This window comes from Akkermansia massiliensis (assembly GCF_023516715.1).
Classification (GTDB): domain Bacteria; phylum Verrucomicrobiota; class Verrucomicrobiia; order Verrucomicrobiales; family Akkermansiaceae; genus Akkermansia; species Akkermansia massiliensis.
The window spans coordinates 962,054-985,861 of the sequence record NZ_JAMGSI010000002.1; the positions used below are offsets into that span (position 1 = coordinate 962,054).

The following is a 23,808-nucleotide window of genomic DNA, read 5'->3' on the forward strand; positions in this document are numbered from 1 at the left end:
GCTTGTCTATGGAAAAAGGAACGGCGGCCGGATATTCCGGCCTATTTCATTTCCACCACGGCTTTTTCCCCCTTCTTGAGCTCCAGTTCCCGGAGCAGGAGGAAGTCGTTGGTCAGCAGGCCGGCCTTCTCCACGGGAGTGGCGGTTTCTCCAATGGTGACGGTGGCCTTTTTGGCGGTGATCCTGTTGGGGAACCAGACGCCCAGGCGCGCCTTGGCGTCCTTGTTGGCCGTGACGGTGAAGCCCTTGGCGGCGTCCGCGGGGTCGTTCCACTCAATATGCCACGGGGACGGAGCGCGGGATTCGTCCAGGCGCGCCGTCCAGGCGGGATCCCCGTAAAAAGCCACGGTATCCCGGTCATGGATGAGGCCCATCTGGTCCTTGCCCATGCCGTAGCCGGCGGAGTTCATGCCCTTGGCAAAGTCCGGGTCGTCCTTGATGCCGTTGATGTCCGGCGCGTTAAAGTTGACGTTCATGAGCTTGGGGAAGCGGGTCATGGTTTCGTCCAGAATGAACTGGTTGTTCAGGTACCAGGCTTCCGCCAGGCTGGAGGCGTCATGGTTGCTGAACAGGAGTCCCAGCGTTCCCCAGCCGCCCTTGCCGTACCAGGAGGGGACGGTGTAGCCCACCAGCTGGTTGAAGCCGTAGTGGCTCAGGGCGGTGACGGCCATGGAATTCTTCGTTTTTTTAGTATCCCCTACCAGGCAGTTCCCCGCGGCTACCCAGACGGCGGGAACCGGCTTGATTTCAATCTCCGGAGCCTTGATTCTCTCAAGGAAGGAGAGCAGGTCGTCCTCCTTCCCGTTGAAGATCGCGCCGCGCAGGAAGGTGGTGAATTCCTTGAACTGCTTTTTGTCCAGCACGTGGAACCGGTTGTTGCCGGAGACGATGATCCCCTTGCCGAAAGGCATTTCCAGATTGAACTGGGTGGCGTGGGAGGCCGTGACGAAGAGCTGGGGAGCGTAAAGTTCCCAGTATTCCACGAGCTTGGGCGTCACGCCCAGCGTGGTTTCATCCCCGCGGTCCTGTTCCTTCAGGCCCTTCACGTAAAAAGCGGGCGTTACCTTGCCCTTGGAATTGTGCTGTTCCAGGTACTGGAAGGGCTGCCAGTCCGTGATGCTCATGCTGTCGGTGAAACGGGAGGCGTCCACGTTGGTGGTTCCCATGGAGCGGCTGATCACGAGCGGCTGCGTTTCAGAGGCTATCCTCATGGCGTCCTGCGGGGTGTAGCCCGTGACGATGCCCCAGATGCAGTCCCCGTACGGGTCGTCGTCCAGGCGGCGGGTCAGGCGGTGCAGGTCATTGACCAGCACCCGGTCTATTTCCTCCGGTCGCGCGACCACGGCCATGAAGCGGGGAGCCATTTTCTTGAGCGTGTCCAGCTTGGCGAACATGGAGTCCTTCACGGTGACGATGGAGCCTCCGTGCTTTTCAGCCAGCTTGTCCGCCACGGCCTTCCATTCCGGCATGGCGGCGGTTTCCTCGGAGATGATGATGGCGTAGTCATTCTTGCCGGAGTCTTTTTTTATGGTTTTCACGGCAGTGGCGTGAATGCAAAAAGCCGCCGTGGAGACGGCGGCCTGGGTGGCATCGGGTTTGTCCGCCTGCTTTTCAGCAGGCGGAGCTTCCGCGGCCGGATGGTCCGGCAGGATGTTCAGGTTGAGATGTTCTCCCTTGCCGAAGATGTCTTTGGCAAGCTTGTTGACCTCTTCCACGGTGATGGCTTTCACGTCCGGAATGCTTTCCCTCTGCTGGGCCAGCCGTTCCGGTTTGGCCTGGGAATCCCTCAGCACGGAGGTCCAGTAGCCGTTGTCGCGCTGGGCGCGGTCCATGGAGTTGAGAATGGGGTTGCGGGCGCGGTCCAGTTCCTCCTGGGTGACGTTCCCCTTGCCGAGGTCGTCCGCAATCCTGGCAATCGCATTCCGCACGGCATCCTTGTTGCGCATCACGCCGGAGCTGAGGGTGATGATGTAGCCGTCGTCCGGGTAGGTTTCACTGATGTTGAGCCCGGTGGAGGGGGAGTAGGTTTCCCCCATGTCTTCGCGCAGGCCCTTGAACACGCGGTCATAGAAGACGGCCTTGAGCATGTTCAGCCTGCGGGCCAGCTTCTTGTCTTCTCCGCCGGGCGTTTTCCAGAAGAGGCAGACCAGCGTCTTGTCAATGGAGGAATCATAGGTCAGGTCCTTGGAGAAGTTGAAGTCCGCCATGGCAGGGTGGCGCAGTTTTTCATCCAGCTTCGCAGGGGCGTCCGCACGTTTGGGCACCGCGCCTACGGTGCGTTCCAGCAGGGGAATGATGTCTTCCGTCTTGAAGTCCCCCGTGACGGTCACTTCCATGTAATTGTTCTTCAGGGGGGCGTCCACCCAGTCCTGCACGTCCTTGACCTCATAGGAAGCCAGTTGTTCCTGCGCGGGGAAGGTGAAGCGGGGATTGTTCTTGTACAGGATGGCGGGCACCTGCATCTTCATGGCTCCCTGAACCTCATGGTTCAGCTTGTTGTAAAGCATGGGGATGGCGCGGCGGAGCAGGGTGACGCCGTCCTGGCGGTAGCCGGGGTACATCAGGTAGGCCGTCTGGAGCTGGAGCTGCGTTTCCAGGTCTTCCTTGCTGGTATTTCCGGAGAGCAGGAAGGAGCGGTCCGTCATGGAGAAGCCCACGCCGACTTTCTTGCCTGCCATGATGGCGGCCAGTTCGTCGTTGGAGTGGTCCTTCAAGCCGCCGCCGTTCATCACGGCGCCCGCAAAGAGTTCCAGCCCGGAGGCTTTTTCCGGCCTGCTCAGTTCCCCGCCGTCCACGGCAAAGGTGATGTTGATGGAATCCTTGTCGAACTCCGTGGGCTTCAGGTTGACGCGCACGCCGTTGGAAAGGGTGAGCTGGGTGACTCCCAGGTCAGCGGCTTCCGCGCGGGCCGTCACCTTGCCGGGTTCCCCGAATTTGTAGGAGAAGTCCTTCCGGCTGTCCGCCTGGTAGGGCTCCACCTTGGAGGCCCGGGCGTCCTGGTACGTCTTCATGATTTCAGCGCTTCCCTGGGCGTTTTCCTTGTTGGAGGTGACGATCACGCGGGGGAAGGCTCCGGTCCAGGCTTCCTTCAGAGCGGCCTGGCATTGTTCGGGCGTCAGGTTTTCCACGACTTCCCTGGAGATGGCCCAGTCTTCCTGCGGCGTGGTGAAGACCTTGTCCTGCGCGGCGCTCTGGGCGATGGCGGAGGCCACGTCTTCCGACTTGACGGTGGGCCAGGACTTGATGGCGTTTTCCGCGGCGGCAGTGATGTTGCTGCGGGCTTCCGCCAGCTCCTCCTTGTTGAAGCCGAATTCGATGGCCCGGCGCAGCTCCTGTTCAATGGCGGTCAGGGCCGGCTTCCAGTTCTTGTAGTCCGCCTGGGTCTGGATGGCGTCCACTTGCGCCGCTTCCATCACGTCCATGCGTCCGCCTTCCGCGGAAATGAAGGGGCAGTCCGCATTCTTCGCCATCTTTTCCAGACGGCGGTTCAGCATGGCGTAAGCCACGTTGAGGGGAATGTCCTCGTTGCGGTTGGCGACCGTGTCCGGCTTCTTCACGTAGGGACGGGCGATGTTGACGCTGACTTCCGTGCTGGTGGCCTCCTTGTTGGTGATCCAGTGGGCGGTGGTTTCCGTGGCCGTCTTGAGCGCGCCCCGGTCCGTCTGGAAGGAGTAATTGTCCTTCTTCATGGAGCCGAAGTATTTTTCCACCCAGGCCTTGCCCTGTTCCGGCGTGATGTCTCCGGCGATGACGAGCTGCATCTGGCTGGGGACGTAATGGGTCTGATAGTAGTTTACAAATTTTTCCCGCGGCGCGGTACGGATTACTTCCAGCGTGCCGATGGGGTAGCGGTCGGGAATCCTGGTGCCGTCAAGCATGATGGAGAAGACCTCCTTCATGACCCGGTAGCCGGCGGAATCCCGCGCCTTGTATTCACTGGTGATGATGCCGCGTTCCGCGTCAATGGCGCTTTCCTCCAGCAGGGCGCCGTCCGCAAAATCCCTCATGATGGTGAAGGCCAGGTTCACGGTGGACTCCTTCATGCTGGGCACGTCCATCATGTACACGGTTTCGTCAAAGGCGGTGTAGGCGTTCGCGTCCCCGCCCAGGCCCAGGCCTTCCTTCTGCATGGCGGGAATCATTTCCCCGCGCTTGAAATGCGTGCTTCCGTTGAAAACCATGTGTTCCAGGAAGTGGGAGATGCCCTGGATGTCGTCCGTTTCATTCAGGGAACCCGTATTGACGCGCAGGCGGATGCTGAACCGGCCCTTGGGCTCTGCGTTCGGGCGGATGAAGTAGGTCAGCCCGTTGGGGAGCTTTCCCTTGATAAGCCGGGGATCCTGCTTGGGAATGCCTGCCGCCGGTTGGACAGCGGCGGCCTGGGTCTTGTTTTCTGCTGCGGCTTCGGCCAGCGAATGGGCCGGGAGTAGGCACGCGGCAGCCAGAATGGAGGTGATGGTAAATGCCTTCATGGAAAAATACTGCCCTCTTGTTTCACACGATTTTCCGGGCAAGTCAAGCGGCCTTCTCTGCATAAAAGAGGTGAATTTCCGGAGAACCTCCGGAAACGGAAGCCATATCAAAAGGATGAGGAAGGCATCCATTCATCCCGCGGGCGCGGCTCTGAAATTCCGCAGATGCGGTCCACGCAGCGCTCCCACGCCTCCCGGCCCTGGTAGATCTCCACCTCAATGCGCAGGAAGTAAATGGGAACCTCCGGGTCTTCCTCCGGTTTTTCCAGCCGCACGGCGTCCTTCTCCGTGGTCACGATCATGTCCATGGCCCGGTCCGCGCAGCGGTCGTAGAACTCCTGCAATTCCGCTTGTTCAAACCAGTGGTGGTCCGGGAACCTGCGGCAGATTTCCACGTGGGCGCCCAGGGAGCGCAGGGAATCTTCAAAGCTTTCCGGGCGCGCGATGCCGCTGAGGCACGCCACCCATTTCCCCTGGAGGGCCTCCAGGGGAAGCCGTTCCCCCGTGAACACGTTTTCTAGGTACCGGGGGCCGTGGTCGCTCACGATGATGTCCGCCACGGGATTGTACTTCCTGATGGCGGCGATCAGATCATCCTGGGGCTTGCCGCCGCATTTGGTCAGAACGATGTAGCTGGCGCGCGCCAGGCTGCCCCTGGGCTCCCGCAGGGTGCCGCGCGGGAGCATGGCCCCGGTGCCGAAGGGCGCGCCGCAGTCCACCAGCACGATGTCCAGTTCATGAGCCAGTTTCAGGTATTGCATGCCGTCGTCCAGCAGCAGGGTGTCGCACCCCAGGTGTTCAATGGCGAAGATGCCGGACTTGATGCGGTTCTTGTCCACCAGAACCGCCACGCCGTCCAGGTTCTTGGCAAGCATGAAGGGTTCGTCTCCGGAATGCAGGGGGCCCAGGTAGCGCGTTTCCCCGTCGCTGGCGATCTTGGGCAGGTTTTCCGGCTGGCGGCCGTCCTTGTCCTTCCACTCCTGGGGCTTGTCCAGGTCCGCGCTCTTGTAGCCGCGGGTCAGGATGGCTACCTTGCGGCCGCGCTGGGTGAGGGTGCGGGCCAGCAGTTCCACCACCGGAGTCTTTCCGGTGCCCCCCACGGTGATGTTCCCCACGCTGACCACCAGCGTTCCCAGCCTGGCCTGCTTCGCGATGCTGGAGTGGAACAGGTACAGCCGCGCCAGCACCACCAGCCTGAACAGCCAGGAGGCCCCGCGCAGGACCATGCGCATCATGGAGGCGCGGAACCCCTTGGCCCGGCCGAAGATGACTTCCGTCCCCCACTCTTCAAACTCTTCCGATCTGGATTTCATGATAAGCCCGGCGGCGCGCCTGGAAACTCCGTCAGTGGAGGATGCGGTGGCAGCTGTCGCAGTAAACGGTTTCGTGGCCGCCCAGCACCTTCATGCGGGCGTTGTCCGTAATGACCATGTGGCAGCCGCCGCAGTGGCCTTTTTCATCCATCGGCACAATGACCGGGACTCCCTTGCTTTTGGTCATCCGTTCGTATTCCCCCAGGGAATCCTCCGGAACGGCGGCGGCCAGGTCCGCGCGTTCCGCATTCAAGTGGTCCAGAAGCTCCTTGTCCGTTTCCGCCGTCCGGTCAAAGCGGGCCAGCGTTTCCTCCATCTCGCGCTGGGCGTCCCGCGCGCGCCGGATTTTCTGCTCCATATCCGTTTTCGCGGCTTCCAGACGTTCCATCAGCTCCAGCTCGGAGGTTTCCAGGGCGTCAATGGCGGCTTCCGTCTTCTCCACCTCCTGAATGCACATCTGGTATTCCTCGTTTTTCCGGGTGTTGGACTGGAGGGTTTTCATCTTGCCGACGTAGGCGCGCTTGGTTTCAACGGCGGCTTCCACGTCCCGTATGCTCTTCTCAACGCTCGCGACTTCCTGCTTGGCGGCCAGGGCCTTCTGCTTGATGGCCTCCATCTGGCGCAGGAGGCGCGTTCTCTGTTCCGGCAGAGAGGCCAGCTCCTTCCGGAGTTTGGAGATCCGCACGTCCTTTTCCTGAAGGATCAGCAACTGGTCTAAATCGGCATGATTCATCGCCTGCCACCCTAGCATGCCCCGGCGGGGTGGAAAAGATTTTTTCTCGGCTCCGGGGCGGCGGCCCTTCCGTCTTTTTACGGTGCAGGGGAGCGGCGTCCCGTGTTTCGGGGAAAAGGAGGTTTTCCTGAGAAACGGCCTCCCGTTTCCCGCTGAGTATTTCAAGCAGGGCCTTCTGCTGCGCCGGAGTGCCGCCCTGTGCGGGCGGCGGCATGGAAAGTTCCGCGTACTGCCGCGCCAGTTTGTTTTTCTTCTGCCGGTTCTGCCAGAAAAGGAAGGCGCACACGGCAAGCACGCAGGCGCAGGCGGCTGCCAGGACCGTGTATGAATGGCGGTTGGAGGGCATGACGGGAGAGACTAGCCGTGCATTGTAGAGAAAGACGCTCCCCTGTTCCAGGTAAATCAACAACGGGGAAAAGAGAGCCGCCATGGGGGCGGAAGCCTTCCGCGGCTGTTCCGGCGGCTCTTAAAACGTCAGGATGGTTTGGAGCCGGAAGACGCTGGCGTTTCCGGTGTCGTCCCGGCCCGCGGGGTTGGAAATCCACAGCAGGGAGGGCTGGATCAGGAACCAGGGAGTCACGGAAATGTTATAGTGGCATTCCATCACCACTTCCTTTTTGCTTCTGGAACGGCCTTCCGCCATGCTCCCGTCGTCCGGGCGGGTCACGGCCAGGGCAATGCCGAACTGGTTGGCTTCCCCCTCCTCGCAGACGCCCAGGTGCTGGAGAGGCTGGCTGCAAACGAAGCCGCCGGACCATTGGACGGCGGCGCCGCAGAAGTTGTCCCGCGTGGAATCGCTCCAGCCCGCGCGGCAGAAGGCCTTCCACGGGCTGCCGCCAAGCTGCTGCTCCACGTTCAGGGCGATCCCGGCCACGGTGTGGAGGTTCTTCCTTTCCTCCCCGTCCGGCAGTTCGTTGATGCGGGCCATGAAGGGGGTGAGCTTGACGGCCCCGGAATCATGCACCCACGCCAGTTCCGCCAGGACGTTGAAATTCTTGCCGTCCGTGTGTTTCAGCGGGGAGGCGTTCTGGGGGCAGCTGGTGAAGTTGCCGCCCAGCATGGCGTACCACTGTTCGTGGAACTGGTGCTGGAAGATGACGCCCAGGTTGGAATCCGCCATGGGAATCACCTGGTTGTTGACGAAGGGGGAGGCGCAGAACTGGCCGAAGGAGGAATTGGCGTAGCTGTTGGTGTCAAAATAATTCGTCTGGTTCACCACGCCCGCGACGATGGCGCTTTTTCCCCGGTTGAAGGTTTGCAGGAGCGCTATTTCCGGCAGGAAGAAGATTCTTTCCCCGAAGATGTCCGTATGCGTGTCTCCCGTCAGGCCGATGGCGTCATTCATGTTGCCGCCCCTCCACGTCTTTCCGGTCAGCGCAGTGGAGCCTGAAAGCTCCAGTTTCAGCCACGTTTCCCGGTTGCTGGGCGCCTGGATGAGGCGGTAATTGGCGTGGGCGTGCAGCAGGTACCAGAGCTGGGTGCCGGGCTTGTCCGGAGCCGGGTGGTGGATGGAGTTGTAGGAAAAGGCGTTTTCCACCAGGAATTCCAGTCCCGCGCGGTGCGCTTTGGAGTGGAGGCCGGTCAGGGCCTGCGTAAGGGAATCGTTGGGGATGGGGGCCGTTTCGTCCCCGTAATCCCCGCCCAGCAAATTGATGTCCGCCAGCAGGTGGGCCGGAGGTTCCGGCTGGTCCGGGCGGAGCATTTCGGTTCCTGCCTGTCTGCCCTGGGCGGCGAAGGCTCCCAGAAGGCCGAGGATGATGAGGGGACGGTACATGTTGTCAGGTGAATAGGTAAGTGGTGCAGGGGGAGGAGGGGCCCTATCCTAAGGGATGGGGCAGGAGGAGGAAAAGCGGCAAATCACCCCCGTTGAGTCATGACGCAGCCGGCGGGGCATTTCTGCCGCGGAAGGTCCGGTTCAGGGGGAAATGCCGGAAGCGCGCCGGAAAGACGGGGCCGGTTAAAAGCCCAGGGCTTCCTTCTGCCAGTTCAGCAGGGTGGAGACGCCTTTTTCCCTGTCTTCCGCAATGGCTTCCAGGGAGGCCCGGGTAATCAGGAAGGAGCCTTCCATGCCCAGTTCTTCAGCCTTTTCATCCCTGAGCTTGCACAGGCGCGCCAGATTGGCCTCAAACTGGTCGGAATGCTGGCGGCGCTGGATGCGCGGGCGGCAGGGATAGTCGTCTTCATCCAGCAGGTAAAATTTCTGGAGGGCGTCCATGAACCGGCTGCGCCTGTGGGAGTGGAAGCGGGGCGGAGGAGTCACGGTGCGCTGTTCCTGAAGGGCCAGGCTCCACTGGATGAGGTCCGCGTTGGAGCAGACCATGAACGCGGGCTTGTCCCACGCTTTAGCCTCCGCATCGCGCCATGTCCACAGTTCCCGGAGGGCGGCCAGCCCTTTCCTGTTCAGCTTGCCGCAGCCCTGGATGCGCCAGGGGTCCTGATGGCCGGCCAGATGGCGTTCCCGGGCTCGGTCCATGGAGTGCCTGCAAATCTCTTCAAACCAGCCCATGCGTCCTTTTTCCCGGAGGGCGGCCGTCAGTTTGTCCGCCATGTCCAGCATGTAATTCACGTCGTTCAGGGCATAGGTGACCATGGTCGGGGAAAGGGGGCGCCGCGCCCAGTCCGCCTTTTGGGAGGACTTGCTCAGGGCTACGCCGTGGAAATGTTCCACCAGGGCGGCCAGCCCGAACTGGCGGAAGCCCAGCAGGCGCGCCGCCGTCTGGGTATCCCAGATCATGGCGGGCAGCGTTTCCCAGGCGTTCTGGAAGAGGCTCATGTCATAATCCGCCCCGTGCATCCAGACTTCCGTTTCCTTCAGCCAGTTGTAAAACGGCCCCATGTCTTCAATGGAGAGAGGGTCGATCAGGCAGGAGCCCGTTTCATCCGCGTACTGGATCAGGCAGATCTTTTCCTGATAGCGGTGCAGGCTGTCTGCCTCCAGGTCCAGGACTACCCGTCCCGTGGGCTGTGCGGTGGCGCGCTTGCGCCATTCCAGTAATTCCTCTTTCTCGCTAATCATCTTATTGCAACAGAGCGGGATTGAACCATGTATCAGCACGCCGGGCAACTGGAAATGCAAAAAAAGTGCTGATGGGGCAATCATGTATTGCCTATTTCCCGGAAATAGGGCACGAAGAAAGGCGCATGGAAGAGGAAGCTACAGAAACCGGACGCAACCACGGAGAACAGCCTTTGGACGAATTGATGAAGCGCTGGCATCTGACCAACCACGACCTGGTGGAGATTTCCCCGGAACAGCTTACCCACAAGCAGGTTCAAAAGGCCCGGCAGGGACGCCAGCTTACCTTGAAAATGATGCAGAAGGTGTGCCGCGCCTTGAACGTGGCCATCTGGGAGCGGCTTACCCCCATGCAGAAGGAGCAGTATTTTGAATACATGCACAAGCATGTGTTCAGCTATGCCAAGGGGTATGACCCGGCCTGGAAGGATCCGAACATGGACATGATGGCCTGATTCCGGACCTCTTTTCCGCCGCGGAGGCACGCGTTCCCTTTTCCGTTTCTTGTTTCACGCTTCCGGGGGAAACCGGGCTGCGGCAGGGAATTTTTTTACAAGGCTGGCGGTTTTTATGAAGCGCCCTGATGCCCCGTTTTTTCCCGTTTTTACGGGAGATGGGCAGATCGTCCCGGGTATGGTATTGTGTTCCAGCAGGATGGAAAAAAACAGACATTCCATTTGACAGCCAGAAAACCAGGGTGTATACGCCGCGCTCCTTTTTATCCGTCATCATGATGAATATTGCTTTTATTACCTGTTTCGCCGGTGTTCTGGGGATGTGTGCGGGAGCGTCCCTGGCCGAGGGCAAGCCGTGGTCCGGAGAAAAAGTTCCGCTGGCGGAGGACGGCGCGGTAGTTCTGGATGACAATGAATACCTGCTGAACCTGGCGGATTATGAAAAACTGGAGCAGGGAGGCGGTTTGCTGGTGCGGTATGCAGCCGGAAAGAACGGGCTCCGGGAAGACTCCGGCGCGTTCTATTTTGAAAACAGCCATGGAAAAATGGTGAGCGCCGCCATGGAGCCGGTATCCGGAAATGCCGGAAAAACGGAACCGGAGCGTCTGGCTCTGGTCAGTCCCGCTTTCCCGCTGAATCCGGAAGGTAAGTGGAGCCTCAAGCGGAAGAGCAGGCCAGCCGAACTTTACCGGAAGAAGGTGGCCGTCTCCCACATGGATCAGGAATACACGTTCCAGAGCCACGAAGATGCTCAGGTGAAACTGGTGCACGGCGTGCTGGCAAATGCCCTGGTATCGGGAAATAACCGCTCCAAGAGTTATAACTCTTTCAAGGTAAGCCGTCCTACCCCTTCCTGACTCGCTGGAATCGGTTCTTAGACGGGGAGGAAGAGGCAAGGGAGGAAGACGGACAGGCGGAAAGCCATGGGGACCGGGAGAAGCCGGAATCCGGGCTGCATCTTGCAGAGAATGCCGTTGCGGTTTCCGGCCCCGGCAGCCTTGCCGCGGTCCCGCGCGCGGGGCAGGACATCACCGTGACCGGAGGTGGAAGCGTTGCCCTGGAGGAAGGATTTGACGGAACGGTGCGGATGGAAGGTTCCGGAGATATTTTCCTGGACAGCGTCAATGTCAGCGACGGCGGCAACAAGGAAAAGCATTACGGCCTGAATATCCGGATGGACGGCGGCCCCGGCTCCAAGGTGTATCTGGGCTTCACGAGCTCTACGGCGCGCACGGCTTTTTTAGAGGGTACCGTTTCCGGTACGGGGACGCTGGTGTTTGAGAACACCAGCCGCAGCCGGGTAAGCATTTTTGACCTGACGGGCGTGGACATGAGCGGTTTCAGCGGCGTGGTCCAGGCGGCGGCGCCGCGTTCCAGCCTCTCCTCAGAAGGGTATAATACGCCCGTCCAGCTTCAGGCGGCGGGGAATATGAACGCCACGGTCATGGACCTGTCCGTGATCCGCCAGGGCGGCAAGGACCCCGCCGGGCTGGGAGGCTGGCTGACGGGCAGTGCAGGGACCCCCTCCATGGTGATTCTGAAGCTGGAGGGGGATTTGACCGTCTCAGGCCTGGAAGGGGCCACGGCCGGTTCCTCCTCCCGCGTGACGGTGGGCAATGGGACTGCCGCTACCCTGACCATTGACGGTGCGGAGAACCATGAATTCAAGGGAATGATCGGCGCCGCGGGCGCGGACGGCGGCTACTACGTGGGGACAGAGAAGAATGAGAGCTACAAGAATACCCAGCTTGTGGAGGCGGACGGCACCGGAGTCATCAATCTGGTCAAGAAGGGAAGCGGGGAGCAAACCGTTTATTCTGGCCGGCTGGGCAGTCTGGACATTCAGGGCGGCGTTTTCCGCCTGGGGGCGGATGGGGCCCTGACCGTAGGGAATTCCTTTTCCACTTCCTCCGGCGGCTTGCTGGACATTGCGGCAGGGGCCGCCCTCGCGCTGGATTACCATGAAGCGGCTTCCCGGCTGGGGGGAATGAACTGGCGGTCCGCCGGAACGCTTGTCTTCAACAAGGGGCTGGTTCTGGATGTGGACGGAACGTTTCAACTGGATTCTTCCGTGCAATTTGCGGAGGGCAGCCTGCTGACGGTAATCATGCCCGCATCCGGCATTCAGTCCGGAGACTCCCGCAAACTGGTTTCCGTGACGGAGGGGAACACCCTCTCCTTTGCGGATGCCGTGCAGCGGGAAAAGGTCAGGTACGCCACGGGCAGGGATGCCGACGGCAGCTGGATTTACCGGGAGCTGGACGTTTACAGCGGACTGACCCTGAATGTGCAGGGGGGAGGCCAATGGCAGATGCTCGTAACCGGGCTGGATTCCACTTCCCTGGAAGGCACCTATTTTGACGCGGACAAGTTCAATTACTACGTCTGGCAGGGGAACGGGTCCAAGGTTCCGGACGGCAGCGTGTGGTCCGACGGGGCGGCGGGCTCCAGCCCGTGGGAAGGCGGCCTGACGTTCCGCAACGGGGAGCGTGAAGTCTTCTTCGGCATGCAGGATTTATCCGGCCACGCCGTGGACGGCTTTGACGTCATCCTTGACGGAACGGTGCGCGTCTCCAGCCTGACGGTCTCCGTGGACAAGGAGGCGAACGGCGGCATGGGCTATGTCTTCCACGCCGCGGACGGCGGCGCAGGCAGCATTGCGGACGCCGGACCGGACCACGCGGGCGAGCTGGTCAAGGAGGGCGCAGGCATGCTTACCCTGGCTACCGGCAATACTTTTTCCGGCGGAACGGAAATCCGGGAGGGCAGTATTCTGGCCGCCCGTGAAGGAGCCCTGGGCGCCGGGGACATCCGCATGGCGGACGGAACGGAACTGTATGTCAACTACCCCTTTGCCACGGAGCTGGATTCCTCTTACCGCAACCCCTCCATTGCCAACAACATCCGGATCGGGACGTCCTCCAAGGACACGGCGAAGGTGGTCATCGGCTACTCCCCCCTTTCCCTGGCGGAGAAGGAAGACCTGCCCGGCGCAGGTTCCTCCGGCTACCAGTGGGATTACCTGACTTCCCGCCACTGGCGCACGCTGTCCCTGACCGGCAGGCTGGACGGCTATGGGGAACTGACGCTGATGGGCTATACCTCCACGACGGCGGGCGGCCAGGACAAGTGGGTAAGCATGTTCCACATCTGCGATGAAAGCCTGGCCCCGGGGGAAAAGTCCAATTTCACCGGCACGGTCAAGCTGGACAACTACATTCTGTATTCCGAGGCGGACTCCCCCGCCAATGCGGATGCCAACAACGACATCCTGGCCATCCGGAAGCCCGGCGCCGTACAGCTCATCGTGGAAGACGATGCGCTGCGGAACGCCAAGGTGGACCTGACGCGCGCCCATACCGTGAACGCGGCGGACAACGGCACCGTTTTTGAAGGAAAGGAACGCATGGACCTTTACCACATCCTGCTGGTGCAGAAGGATGCCGTTCTGGCGGGGCTGCAAGGGGATTTGATCGGGAAAACGCAGGACAGCGAGTATTACGGCAAGACTTGCACCGTGGGGAGCGAAGTGGATACGCTGCGCGTGCTGACCAACTCCAACAGTACGCTGACGCTGGACGTGAACGGTACGGAAAAGCTGTATTTTGCCGGTGTCTTCGGGACGGCATCCACGTATGGTTCCGCTACCTCCGGCAAGGTGACGGCCGCAAGCAGGGAAACCCTTTCCCTGACCAAGACGGGCGCGGGAGCACAGTACATCCATACGGCCGCGGTCAACCGCCTGGTGCTCCAGGAGGGGACGCTGGGCTTCAACAGCCTCAACGTGAAAACGAGCGCCGTCCTGTACGGAGGAACCAACTTGAATCTGGGAGTGACGCGGGGCATCGCCTCCGACGGCACGGCGCAGGAGTGGGGCGCCGCGGGGGGAGGCATGACCATCAATCCCGGTTATGCGCTCCACATCGTGACGGACAGGACCGTAAACGCCGGTACGGGGGCAGGGGCCGTTGCGGTTCCTGAAACGGCGGTGGTGAACGGTTCCGTGACGGTATCTGATTCCTCCTTCCTGTATTTTGACTGCTCCATCCTGCCCTCCGAGCTGCAGGAGCATCCCCTGCTGGCCGTCAAGGGGCTGGAGGACATCGCTGATTCCGGCAGGTTGAACCTGAACGGCGATATTCTGGTGCGTTTCGGGGGATACGATTTTGGAGAAGCGGACACGGTTGACAAAAAATACTACCTGGCGACGACGGAAAGCGGCATTTACGTGGACGGGGCGCTGGGCGGCTTTCAAACCCGCACGATTTCCATCGGGAACGGGTGGTTCGGCATCATCAAGGTTTCCGGGGACAACATGAACCTGGTCATGACGGTGACCAATACGCCCATCCGCACCTGGTACAACGGAGAAAACCGGAGCGAGGGGGAATACGTGGCCGCCACGGACAACGTCTGGTTTGCCAATGAATTGCCCGAAGGGGAGGGGACCGACCGCAACCACTGGCTGGAGGGCCTGGACAAAAATCTGGGCCTTAACGGCTTTTACCGGGATACCTACCATGTGGCCTTCGGCGCGGAAGGAGCCGGGAAAACAGGAATGGTGGAAAGGGAGGAAGGAAAGGATTACAACGTGGTGCTCATCAGGGGGGAAGTGCGCCCCGCCTCCATCCGCGTGAAGGATGACGTCAACTACATCTTCCGCGCCCATGCGGACGGGGGCCTGATTGCGGACGGGGAGCTTCCGGATGACTATGAAACCAGCAACTGGAAAACCATTCTGACCAAGGACGGAGCCGGAACCCTGGTGATGGAGACGGCCAACACGTATTCCGGCGGAACGGAAATCAACGGCGGCAGGGTAGTCATGAGGGATGCCGGAGCCCTGGGGACCGGGGAAATCCGGATGTTTGACGGCACCTCCCTGGCGCTGGACTACCAGAGCGGGGGCTTTATCCAGAAGGTGGCTCTGCTGAATAACCTGCTGACGGTGGCGGAGGATTCCGTGGTGACGGTGTCCCATACGGACAGGGTGATCGGTGGCGTCATTTCCACGGTCCGGGGGGATTCCACCGCCAACCTTGTCCTGCAGCATGCCAACGGCAGCGGCCAGACCGTTTTCCAGCTGGATGACGGCTCCAAATTCCATGGAAAGATCAGCATGAGCGGGACGCAGGACGGCCAGGGAACGGTGCAGGCCTGTCTGGACCGGAACACGTGGGAAGAAGCCGGTTTTGATTTAAGCCTGAATGGTGTGCAGAGCACGATACTGCATCTTGATTCCGTGGAGGACGTCCATCACATCACCTTGGCCGGCATCATGGGGCAGGATGAGGCTTCCTTCGTGACCACGGAAGCCAGCGCGGGGCGCGATTCCTCCACCACCCTTTTCCTGGCGGTGGGGACGCAGGACCGGATTTATTGCGGCAATGTGGGCTTTGGGCAGTACATCGACATGTATGATACGGGCCTGCGCCATGATTCCGGCTACATCAGCCTGGTGAAGACGGGCATCTTTTCCCAGACGGTGGGGAATGCGCGCCTGGCTTCCCTGCAAATTGACGCGGGTTCCCTCAAGGTGGTAAACACTCTTCTGCTGGCCGGGGAATTGAGCGTGGCGCAGGATGGCAACCTGGTGGTGGGCCATGACGAATGGCAGGGGCTGTACGATTATGACGTGCAGGTCAACGACGGCGGCGTTCTGCGCCTGGGCTCCGGCTTTGGTTCCCTGACCGGGACTCCCTACACGGAAGACGGAGTTCAGAAAACCGGCAATACGATTCTTCTGAACGGCGGAGGCGTGCTGGGCATGCTGGACGCGGACTGGAGCAATGAGAATGAAATGGTGGTGAACGCCGGAGGGAAGGCCTTTGTGCTGGATACGACGGGTTACGATCCGGACTCCATGACGGCCTCCGGAAACAGCCATGTCATGACGCTCAACGGAACCGTCAAGCCCGGCGGCGCCTCCGGAACCATCATCGTCAAGAACGGCAATGCGGGCAAAAACGGCCGCGTGGTGCTGGGCGCGGCCAACACCTGGGACGGGGTCTACCAGGTAACGGACCATGCCGCGCTGGAGCTGGCGCATGCGGGCGCGCTCAATACGAAAGCCGGAGTCGAACTCCAGGGAGCGGCTTCCCGCCTGGACGTGAAGGCCGGAACGGTTTCCTACGCCGCTTCCGTGAAGCTGGCGGGAGCGGGAGCCTCCGTCAATACGCTGAATTCTTCCTCCCTCTCCGATATTTCCGTGGCGGTGACGGCCCGCACCGGGGCCGCCTCCTCCACGGTGGAGAGGGCTTTTCTAGGTTCTTCCGCCGGAGCGGGAATCGTGCAGGGAGCAGGCTCCGCGGCCCGCGCCCTGTTCAACGGCGTCAACGTGAACGTCAGGACGGGAGCGGCGCTGGCCCATACGGAATTCTCCGGCTCCGTGCTGGAGGTGGCCGCAGGGCAGGAGGCCCGCGTGACGGACATGCTCATTCATGCGGCGGATTCCGGCATCAGGCTGGGCGCGTTTTCCTCCCTGGCCGTCACTGGCGTTTCCACAACGGATGCCGTGCCGAACCTGAACATCAGCTATGCGGACGGCAACTTTTCCATGACAGCTCCCGATGCGTGGACGACCAATGCGCTGATTACCGGGGCCGGGCAGGCCTCCGTGGACTTCTCCGGCGGCGTGAACCTGCTGCTGACGGAGTGCTCCGGCAGCCTGATTGAAAAACTGGTGGAAGCCCGTGTGAGCACCATCAACTTTGTGCTGTATGACGGCTCCCTCACCAATGCCTTCAGCGGGGATTACTCCCTGGCCTCCGTCCTTTATGACGCCGCCCTGAAAAACGCCGGCTTCATCCTGGCAAACGGGGACTCCTGGATGCGCGACGGCGTGGTGACGCTGGTGCGCACGGTTCCCGAACCCGGCACGGCCTCCGTGGCCTTGCTGGGCCTGGGCGCGCTGCTGCTGCGCCGCCGCAGGAGCTGAACTCCTGAAAAACATTCCGGCGCCGCGCGCATGAATCATGCAGACGGCGCCGGAAAAGGCAAAGCGGAGAACCGGAACAAGGCCCGGTCCGGGAAATGGAAATACTTTATTGGGCGGACTTCGCCTGCTGCCAGCGTTCCTCCATGGCGTCCAGGGAGGCTTCTTCCAGGGAAAGGCCGTCTTTGGCAAGCAGGCGTTCCATTTCATTGAAACGCCGTTCAAACTTCCTGTTCGCCCCGGCCATGGCCGTTTCCGGGTCTATTCCCTTCTTCCGGCACAGGTTGACTACGGAAAACAGGAGGTCCCCCAGTTCCTCCGTGACGTGCGGATCTTCCTCCGGCACGGGAAGGATTTCCTCACACTCCGCGGTTTCCTCCTTCACTTTATCCAGGGCGCCCTGGGCGTCCGGCCAGTCAAACCCCGCTTTGGCGGCTTTTTTCTGGAGCTTCCAGGCGCGGAGCATGGGAGGCAGTCCCTTGCCCGTTCCATGAAGGTACGGGGTGGTCTCCGCGCCTTTTTCCTGGCGTTTGATCTTGTCCCACTGGGTCAGCACGGCATCCGTCGTGTCCGCCGTGGACTGGGCAAACACGTGGGGATGGCGGCGGACGAGCTTTTCACTCACTTCCGCGGCCACATCGTTGAAATTGAAACGTCCGGCTTCCTGGGCGATCTCCGCATGAAAAACCACTTGAAGCAGAACGTCGCCCAGCTCCTCCCGCATCTGCTCCCAGTCATCCCTCTGGATGGTGTCCACCACCTCGTAGGCTTCCTCAATCATGTTGGAAATCAGGGAGTGGTGGGTCTGTTCCGCATCCCAGGGACAGCCCTGGGGAGCGCGCAGGCGTTTCATGATGGCGATGAGGCGCTGCATTTGAAGGGCAGGCTCGCGGCATTCGATCATTTCAGTGTCGTTCATGACGGAGCCATACTAATCGCGCAAGGGCGGATGACTAGCAAAAATTCCTCTTTACCCGGAACGGTTCTTCCCTACACTCGCCCCCATGGAAGTTCACACGTGGAAAGAACGCACGGAAGAAGGTACCCTGGTATACAGGGCATGCCACCACGCCAGCAAATGGAAGCTGGAATGCGCCCCCAAGGTGGGCCGTGCGGAACGTGACGATGTGGAGTGGGAACACGTGGAATTCACGCGGGCGCACTGGGTGACCCTGCGCGACGTGCTCTGGCGCAAGTACCAGCGCAAACGCTGCCCGTGGCGTTTTATTGAAGCCATAGACAAGCTTCTGGAAGACATGCCGGAAGAGGAGGAAACCGGTTCTCCCGATGGGGAGGACGGGCGGTAGGAACGCCCTTCAACTTCTGCCGTGCCGGGGATGCTGGGAGCGGTTTTCAGGGAATGGCTCTCCTGGGTGTACCCTTTCGTCTGCGAGTTGTGCGGACGGGGCGGACTGGACGGCTGTCATGTTTGTCCGGAATGCCGGGAGCGTTTCGTGCCCATTGAACCACCCTGCTGCGCCGTCTGCGGAGAACCTGCGGAAGGTTCCTTCATCCCGTCCGGGTTATGCGCCCGCTGTGCGGAAACGGCTCCGTCCTTTGAGGAAGCCCGCGCCGCATACGTGAACGAAGGGGCATTGAGGGAGCTTCTGCTGGCCTTCAAATATGCGGGGGCCGTTCATCTGGCCGGAACCTTCGCGCGGATGATGGCGGAGGCCGTGCGCGGAAATCCCCACTGGTTCGGAGGAAAAAAGCGCCTGCTCGTTCCCGTGCCCATGCACCGCCGCAAGCTGGTGCGGAGGGGGTACAACCAGGCGCAGGAACTGGCGGCGCTGCTGGGGAGAGAACTGGGCTGGCCCTGTGCCGGGGTGCTGAAACGCCTGCCTGACCGGCTGCCCCAGGCCAGCCTGGCGCGGAAGCAGCGGCTCAGGCACGCCCGCAGGATTTATGCCGCGGATGAAAAAAGAATCAAACGTCATCCCGTCGCGGGAAGGGACGTGCTGCTGGTGGATGACGTTTTTACGACCGGGGCCACGGCGGACGCCTGCGCGCATCTGCTGCTCCGGGCCGGGGCGGCTTCCGTTTGCGTGCTGACGCTGGCGCGGACGCACCATGCATGGCATGGCTGAACCGGAATTTCCTTTCAGCTTCACCGTTTCCTTCCTACAATGGCAGTCATGAATCCGGAGCTGATGTTTCATACGGAAGACGAAGTCATGTTTTATGATACGGACTGCGGCGGAGTGGTTCATAACCTGGCCTACCTGCGCATGATTGAAGCCTGCCGCACCAAGCTGGGAGCCAAATTGGGCATGGATTACAAAACCATGAGCGATTTGCAGCAGTTCGCCGTGGTGGTCCGCCATGAAATCGACTACGTACGCCCCGCCGTGCTGGGGGACACCATTCTGACGACGGGATGGCTGCAATCCGTGGAACGGGCCCGGTTCTGGTGCGATTTTGAAATGCGCCGCGCCTCCAACAACGATCTTCTGGTGAGGGCCCATCAACAGCTGGCCCTGGTCCGGATGCCCCAGGGGCGCCCCGCGCGCATTCCAGCTGAATGGCGTGCGCGGTGGCAGGAATACATGGAATCCTGATCTTTTTTTGTCCGTCTTCCATTTTGCGCTTGCCATGAAAGGGGGCGTGGTGTTTACTGCCTCCGCCCTTCCAGCAAGGGTAAGTGCTTGGGTAGCTCAGTTGGTAGAGCAGTAGACTTTTAATCTATTGGTCCCGGGTTCGAGTCCCGGTCCAAGTACCATTCCCTTTCATACGTTGAAACTCCGCAGGAAGTATTTCCGGGCGGAGTTTCTTTTTTGAGGTAGCCGGAAAACGGGCGGGAACGTGGTGTTCCACCATCCAATGAGCATGGGAATGGGTATTGCCGTGCTGCCCGGTCCGTGAGGCCGCCGGCGGAACGGAAAGACGGAACCGGGCGGGGATGTCCATCAGGGCAAATCATGCCGGACGGCGCGTTCTATTTCATGGAACAGCAGGAAATGGTCTTTCAAATGGTACAGCCATGATCGGATGTCGGCCAGTTCGTGGGTTTCCAGCATGACCACCGGGAAGATGAACGGATTTTTTTTAACGGAGACTTCAATGAGGCCGATGATTTCATTCCTCCTGCTCAGGACGGGGATGGCGAGGTATTGCATGTATTTTTCCTCCGGGGGCTGGTTGCGCTTCCGGAAGAAGCTGCGCCGCACTTCCGCCGGGCCGGAGAGGACTACGGGGCTGAGATGGCGTTCAGCGAACAATTGTTCATCCAGCATGGAGGGAGTTCCCGTCACGGGCCGCGGAGGCTGGGCCAGCAGGGACGGGATGTCGTTATTGTGTTCTCCCTGCGCGTAGCCTGTGACGCGCAGGAAGGTCTGGCCCTGCTGCCGCTCCGCCTGGATGTAAAGCACTTCAAAGATGAGGGAGCTTTTATATTCGGCCAGGGCTGCGGCGATGGTGGAACACAGGAACAGGCAGGCGGAGTTGAAGCTTTCCGTCGTTGCGCGGGAGCCGTCCGCTTTTTTCTCCCGGCGGTCTTCTCCATTCAGCTTGTTGGCGAAGTTTTCATATTCCCCGCTGAGGGCGGCGTAGGTTTTTTTGTAAAGAGCCGCACTGCGGTTTTTCAGGGTGCAGGCCTGTTTCTTCATCTCCCGGTTCCTGTTGATCAGCCTCTGGCATTCCACGTGCCACACGATGAAAGCGGCGCCCAGGATAACCAGCAGGACGATTTTTCCCGTGTTGGCGCCTTCCATGGGCGTCCCTCCGATGATGGAGATCACAACGACCAGGATGGGCTGGAACAGGTTTGCTTTTTTGAGGAAGGAGGGCTCTTTGAACATAAGAAAGATGCGGGAGAAAGGTTGGTTGAAAAGAAGGTGATGCTGTACAAGTCTTGTTAAAGGTGTGTTATTTGTTGATTATCAAAAATATTCCATATTGAAGGTTGAAATGGTGCGGAATGAAAGCAGGAAGCGGAGAGGTTTTTTCTTATGCCATCTTAAATTAAGTTTATTTATAATCAATGAGTTTTTTGTTAATTTAGAAGCATTCTAATACGATATTTCTTTGAATGATAAGGCTTCCTTTGTTCCAATAATTGTTAGGAAAAAATAAGAGTTTTCCATTTGGGAAACGATTTGTTAAATCGCAGTGTTTTGATGTGTTTTATTTTGATTCATGGAATATCTTTGTTTACAGGGTAAAAGCATGGAGAGCCGGAGCAAGCTCCGTCCGGAGGGCCGGACTCCTTGCGGAATTGTCCGTCAATATCCGGATGGGGAAAAGGAATGGTGAATGGGCCCCCGGATATCAAGGGGGGAACAAATATTCTTCCGGCTTTTTCCCGGAAATGATGCGGGTTACGGCTCCGGTGGCTGCGGTGCCGGAACGTCAGGGCTTGCCCCTGGGTAATGTTCCGTGCGCGCCTGCCAGGCTACCCGCCGTGCCGCATTATTCGGCATGGTTTTCTTCTGCCCACTTCCTGTACTGTGCGGACAGTTGTTCAATAAGCGGCTGGTGCCTGGAAGCGAGGTTTTTTTGTTCCGTCCTGTCCCTGATGTCGTATACCTGCCAGGGGCCGCGGTTGGGAGCCACCAGTTTGAATTGGCTGGTCAGGGCCGCGCGGTTCCTCTGGTGCTCCCAGAAAATGGTGCGGGAAGGGCAGGTGCCGGGAATGTAGTCCCATACCCTGGACGGAGGAAGCTTTCCGGGATTGGCCCAGTAGGCGTTGAGCGGTTTGCCGTCCATGTGGACGGGAACCGGAAGCTGCGCCCACGCCAGGCAGGTGGGGGCGAGATCCTGAAGCAGGAAGGGGGAGTGATAGCGCGCGCCGGGACGGATTCTGGAAGGGTAGCGGATGATGAAAGGCGCGGACAAGCCGCCGTCAAAGGTCTCAATCTTATACTGGCGGTAGGGGGTGTTGGACACGGCCGCCCACATGGGGCCGTACCCGTCCCGGCAGCCGGCTTCCCCCAGCGGACCGATGGGAAGAACGGTTTTCTTGTTCCTGTTGTTCTGGGGCATTTCCGCCGTTGCGCCGTTGTCTGACAGGAACATGACGATCGTGTTGCCGCTGAGGCGGTGGCGGTCCAGGGACGCAAGGATGCGGCCTATGCCGCGGTCCATGATGGAGATTTGGGCGGCGTAGGTGGCCATGCACCTGGAAAGGTAGTCCTTACGCTCTGCTGTGGCCTTTTCATAGCCGGAAGGATTGAATTTTCCGGCCATGCCCAGCTTGGCGGAGGGAGGGACGATTCCGAGCTGTTTTTGTTTTTCCAGCCTCTTGGAGGCGATGGCATGCGGAGATTTTCCGCGGTAGGACGGCAGCATTTTTTCTATTTCCTCCCGGGGGGCCTGAAGGGGGGTGTGCGGGGCCGTGTAAGCCACGTAGAGGAAGAAGGGTTTTTTGCTTTTGGCGGCGTCGTCAATGTAGGCCAGGGCCGTTTGGGTGATGTCTTCCGTCATGTAGAAATCCTCCGGCAGGTCCTCCGGCCGGAGCAATTTTCCGTCTTCTCCGAAGGGGCGGTCCGGCATGGGCTTGTAGTAATCCGCCGCGCCTCCCAGCAGGCCGCGGGAACGGTCGAAGCCGCGGTCCCAGGGGTAGGTTCCGCGGACTTTCCCCAGATGCCATTTTCCGGAAAGGTAGGTACGGTATCCCGCTTTTTTCAGGAGTTCAGGGAGGGTGGGGATATCCGGATTCAGCCGCCCGCGGTAGCCGGGGCGTCCGCTGTCGTCGTCCAGCAGCCCTACATCCACCTTGTGGGGCTCGCAACCGGTCATGATGGAGGCGCGGGAGGGGGAGCAGCGGGAAGCCGTGTAGCACCGTGTAGCCAGCATGCCCTGTGCGGCGAGGGAGTCCAGATGGGGGGTGGGGATTTCCGAGCCGTAGCAGCCCAGGTCGGACCATCCCATGTCGTCAGCCAGGATGAGGACGATGTTGGGCTTGTCCGCCGGGGAGGGAACAGGGGAGAGCAGCCAGAGGGCCATGCAGGCCAGGAGGGGGAAACTTGGAATGAAACGCATGGGAGGAACGGGGTGTATGATAAAGCAGGCAGGCCCGCGGACGGATCCTGCCCGGAGGCTGGAAAAGGAAAGCTGTCTTCCCTGTTGGCCCGGACAGCTTGCGCGACCGGGAATTCCTCCGGAAAAAGCCGGGTGGGCGGATATGGTGCGCCGGAAAAATGCGTCTGCTACCACCACAGGACGGCGCAGAGCAGAATGGCGGCTCCGTAGGCCATGCCGCCCAGGCAGAGGGGCGTCCACCAGGCCGGTTTGGAGCATATCTTGTTCACCATGTCACGGTACAGGTAGGGCTTGCCTATCCAGAGGAGGGAAAGGAAAATGACAATGTAGCACCAGATGGGGATGAGCAGCCTGGTGACCGGATCCTGGAGGAAGGCCGCGCTGAGAAGAGGGGCCGCCACCATCAGGCCGAAGATGCCGAGCGCCCGCGGAAAGAGCAGGTTTTTCACCTGGGTGACCATCAGCACCAGGAAAACGGGACACGCAAGCTGGAGCAGCCAGCGGATGCCTTCAAACTCCGCCAGCCCTACCCGGAAATAACTCAGCACGCCCAGCCCTTCCGGAGCCACCAGCAGGAAGAACCAGAACAGGCCGATGGCCAGCAGAACCTGGGCCAGCAGGTGGTTGCGCGGGGAAGCCAGCAGAAAGGCCTGCACCTGCTGCCTTTTTACCAGTGCGTAAAGGTGAACCAGCAGCAGAACGGCGCCCAGGACATATCCCGCCACGGGCAGCGGTATCATTCCATCATACGGATGCAGGAAGGGAGCGTGCTGGTTCATCTGAACGCTAACCTTAATGATTATCCCGGCTTCGTAAAGGCGAATCAGCGGGAGAGAGAAGAAAATTCCATCGGATTCCTGGCGTCAGGCCGCTGGAATTCCCCCGCAGCCGGCGGAGGAACGCAGG

At 60.4% G+C, this 23,808-nt stretch carries 15 protein-coding genes and 1 tRNA gene; 7 read left to right on the forward strand and 9 right to left on the reverse strand.

All coding sequences use genetic code 11. The features are described from left to right. Window positions 1-41: 41 nt before the first annotated feature. From M8N44_RS11730 to M8N44_RS11750, 5 genes are all read right to left on the reverse strand, one after another. Window positions 42-4,472, reverse strand: coding sequence for a M16 family metallopeptidase (locus M8N44_RS11730; protein WP_180972992.1), 4,431 nt, complete (start codon window positions 4,470-4,472; stop codon window positions 42-44). Window positions 4,473-4,579: 107 nt separating this feature from the next. Then, a complete protein-coding gene (gene lpxK / locus M8N44_RS11735) occupies window positions 4,580-5,785 on the reverse strand; it encodes a tetraacyldisaccharide 4'-kinase (RefSeq protein WP_102729021.1) in 1,206 nt (401 codons plus the stop codon). A 31-nt stretch (window positions 5,786-5,816) separates the two neighbouring features. Next, complete coding sequence (locus tag M8N44_RS11740; RefSeq protein ID WP_102749386.1) at window positions 5,817-6,518, reverse strand: zinc ribbon domain-containing protein; 702 nt, start codon at window positions 6,516-6,518, stop codon at window positions 5,817-5,819. Between the two features lie 466 nt (window positions 6,519-6,984). After that, window positions 6,985-8,292 (reverse strand): carbohydrate porin, encoded by a 1,308-nt coding sequence (locus tag M8N44_RS11745; RefSeq protein ID WP_102722179.1) that lies wholly within the window; start codon window positions 8,290-8,292, stop codon window positions 6,985-6,987. A gap of 183 nt (window positions 8,293-8,475) precedes the next feature. After that, complete coding sequence (locus M8N44_RS11750) at window positions 8,476-9,534, reverse strand: ribonuclease D (RefSeq protein ID WP_180971010.1); 1,059 nt, start codon at window positions 9,532-9,534, stop codon at window positions 8,476-8,478. A 71-nt stretch (window positions 9,535-9,605) separates the two neighbouring features. On the opposite strand from M8N44_RS11750, the gene M8N44_RS11755 reads away from it, so the two are divergent. The 3 genes from M8N44_RS11755 (at window position 9,606) to M8N44_RS11765 (ending at window position 16,926) form a co-directional block, all read left to right on the forward strand. Beyond that, window positions 9,606-9,989, forward strand: coding sequence for a hypothetical protein (locus M8N44_RS11755; protein ID WP_240454355.1), 384 nt, complete (start codon window positions 9,606-9,608; stop codon window positions 9,987-9,989). Window positions 9,990-10,264: 275 nt separating this feature from the next. Continuing rightward, window positions 10,265-10,846 carry a hypothetical protein gene (locus M8N44_RS11760; protein WP_249853112.1) on the forward strand — a complete coding sequence of 194 codons (582 nt, stop codon included), beginning with the start codon at window positions 10,265-10,267 and terminating at the stop codon, window positions 10,844-10,846. A gap of 176 nt (window positions 10,847-11,022) precedes the next feature. Further along, window positions 11,023-16,926, forward strand: a complete 5,904-nt coding sequence (locus M8N44_RS11765) for an autotransporter-associated beta strand repeat-containing protein (RefSeq protein ID WP_102729024.1) — start codon at window positions 11,023-11,025, stop codon at window positions 16,924-16,926. 106 nt (window positions 16,927-17,032) lie between these two features. On the opposite strand, the gene mazG is transcribed toward M8N44_RS11765, so the two are convergent. Next, window positions 17,033-17,842: a nucleoside triphosphate pyrophosphohydrolase gene (gene mazG / locus M8N44_RS11770; RefSeq protein WP_102729025.1), complete on the reverse strand. Its 810-nt coding sequence runs from the start codon at window positions 17,840-17,842 to the stop codon at window positions 17,033-17,035. Window positions 17,843-17,927: 85 nt separating this feature from the next. Between mazG and M8N44_RS11775 the strand changes: the two genes are divergently transcribed. The 4 genes from M8N44_RS11775 to M8N44_RS11790 all read left to right on the forward strand — a co-directional run bounded on the left by M8N44_RS11775 (window position 17,928) and on the right by M8N44_RS11790 (window position 19,642). After that, a complete protein-coding gene (locus M8N44_RS11775) occupies window positions 17,928-18,230 on the forward strand; it encodes a hypothetical protein (protein ID WP_102729026.1) in 303 nt (100 codons plus the stop codon). 30 nt (window positions 18,231-18,260) lie between these two features. Continuing rightward, entirely contained in the window at window positions 18,261-19,010 is a 750-nt protein-coding gene (locus tag M8N44_RS11780; protein WP_022397619.1) for a ComF family protein, read from the forward strand. A 39-nt stretch (window positions 19,011-19,049) separates the two neighbouring features. Next, window positions 19,050-19,481, forward strand: coding sequence for an acyl-CoA thioesterase (locus M8N44_RS11785; RefSeq protein ID WP_102722839.1), 432 nt, complete (start codon window positions 19,050-19,052; stop codon window positions 19,479-19,481). 85 nt (window positions 19,482-19,566) lie between these two features. After that, window positions 19,567-19,642 (forward strand) — tRNA-Lys (locus M8N44_RS11790). Window positions 19,643-19,829: 187 nt separating this feature from the next. On the opposite strand, the gene M8N44_RS11795 is transcribed toward M8N44_RS11790, so the two are convergent. The 3 genes from M8N44_RS11795 to M8N44_RS11805 all read right to left on the reverse strand — a co-directional run bounded on the left by M8N44_RS11795 (window position 19,830) and on the right by M8N44_RS11805 (window position 23,681). Beyond that, a complete protein-coding gene (locus M8N44_RS11795) occupies window positions 19,830-20,720 on the reverse strand; it encodes a hypothetical protein (protein ID WP_022397617.1) in 891 nt (296 codons plus the stop codon). Between the two features lie 610 nt (window positions 20,721-21,330). Then, window positions 21,331-22,902 carry an arylsulfatase gene (locus tag M8N44_RS11800; protein ID WP_102736823.1) on the reverse strand — a complete coding sequence of 524 codons (1,572 nt, stop codon included), beginning with the start codon at window positions 22,900-22,902 and terminating at the stop codon, window positions 21,331-21,333. 167 nt (window positions 22,903-23,069) lie between these two features. Then, window positions 23,070-23,681 (reverse strand): hypothetical protein, encoded by a 612-nt coding sequence (locus M8N44_RS11805; RefSeq protein WP_102722842.1) that lies wholly within the window; start codon window positions 23,679-23,681, stop codon window positions 23,070-23,072. Window positions 23,682-23,808 lie beyond the last annotated feature (127 nt).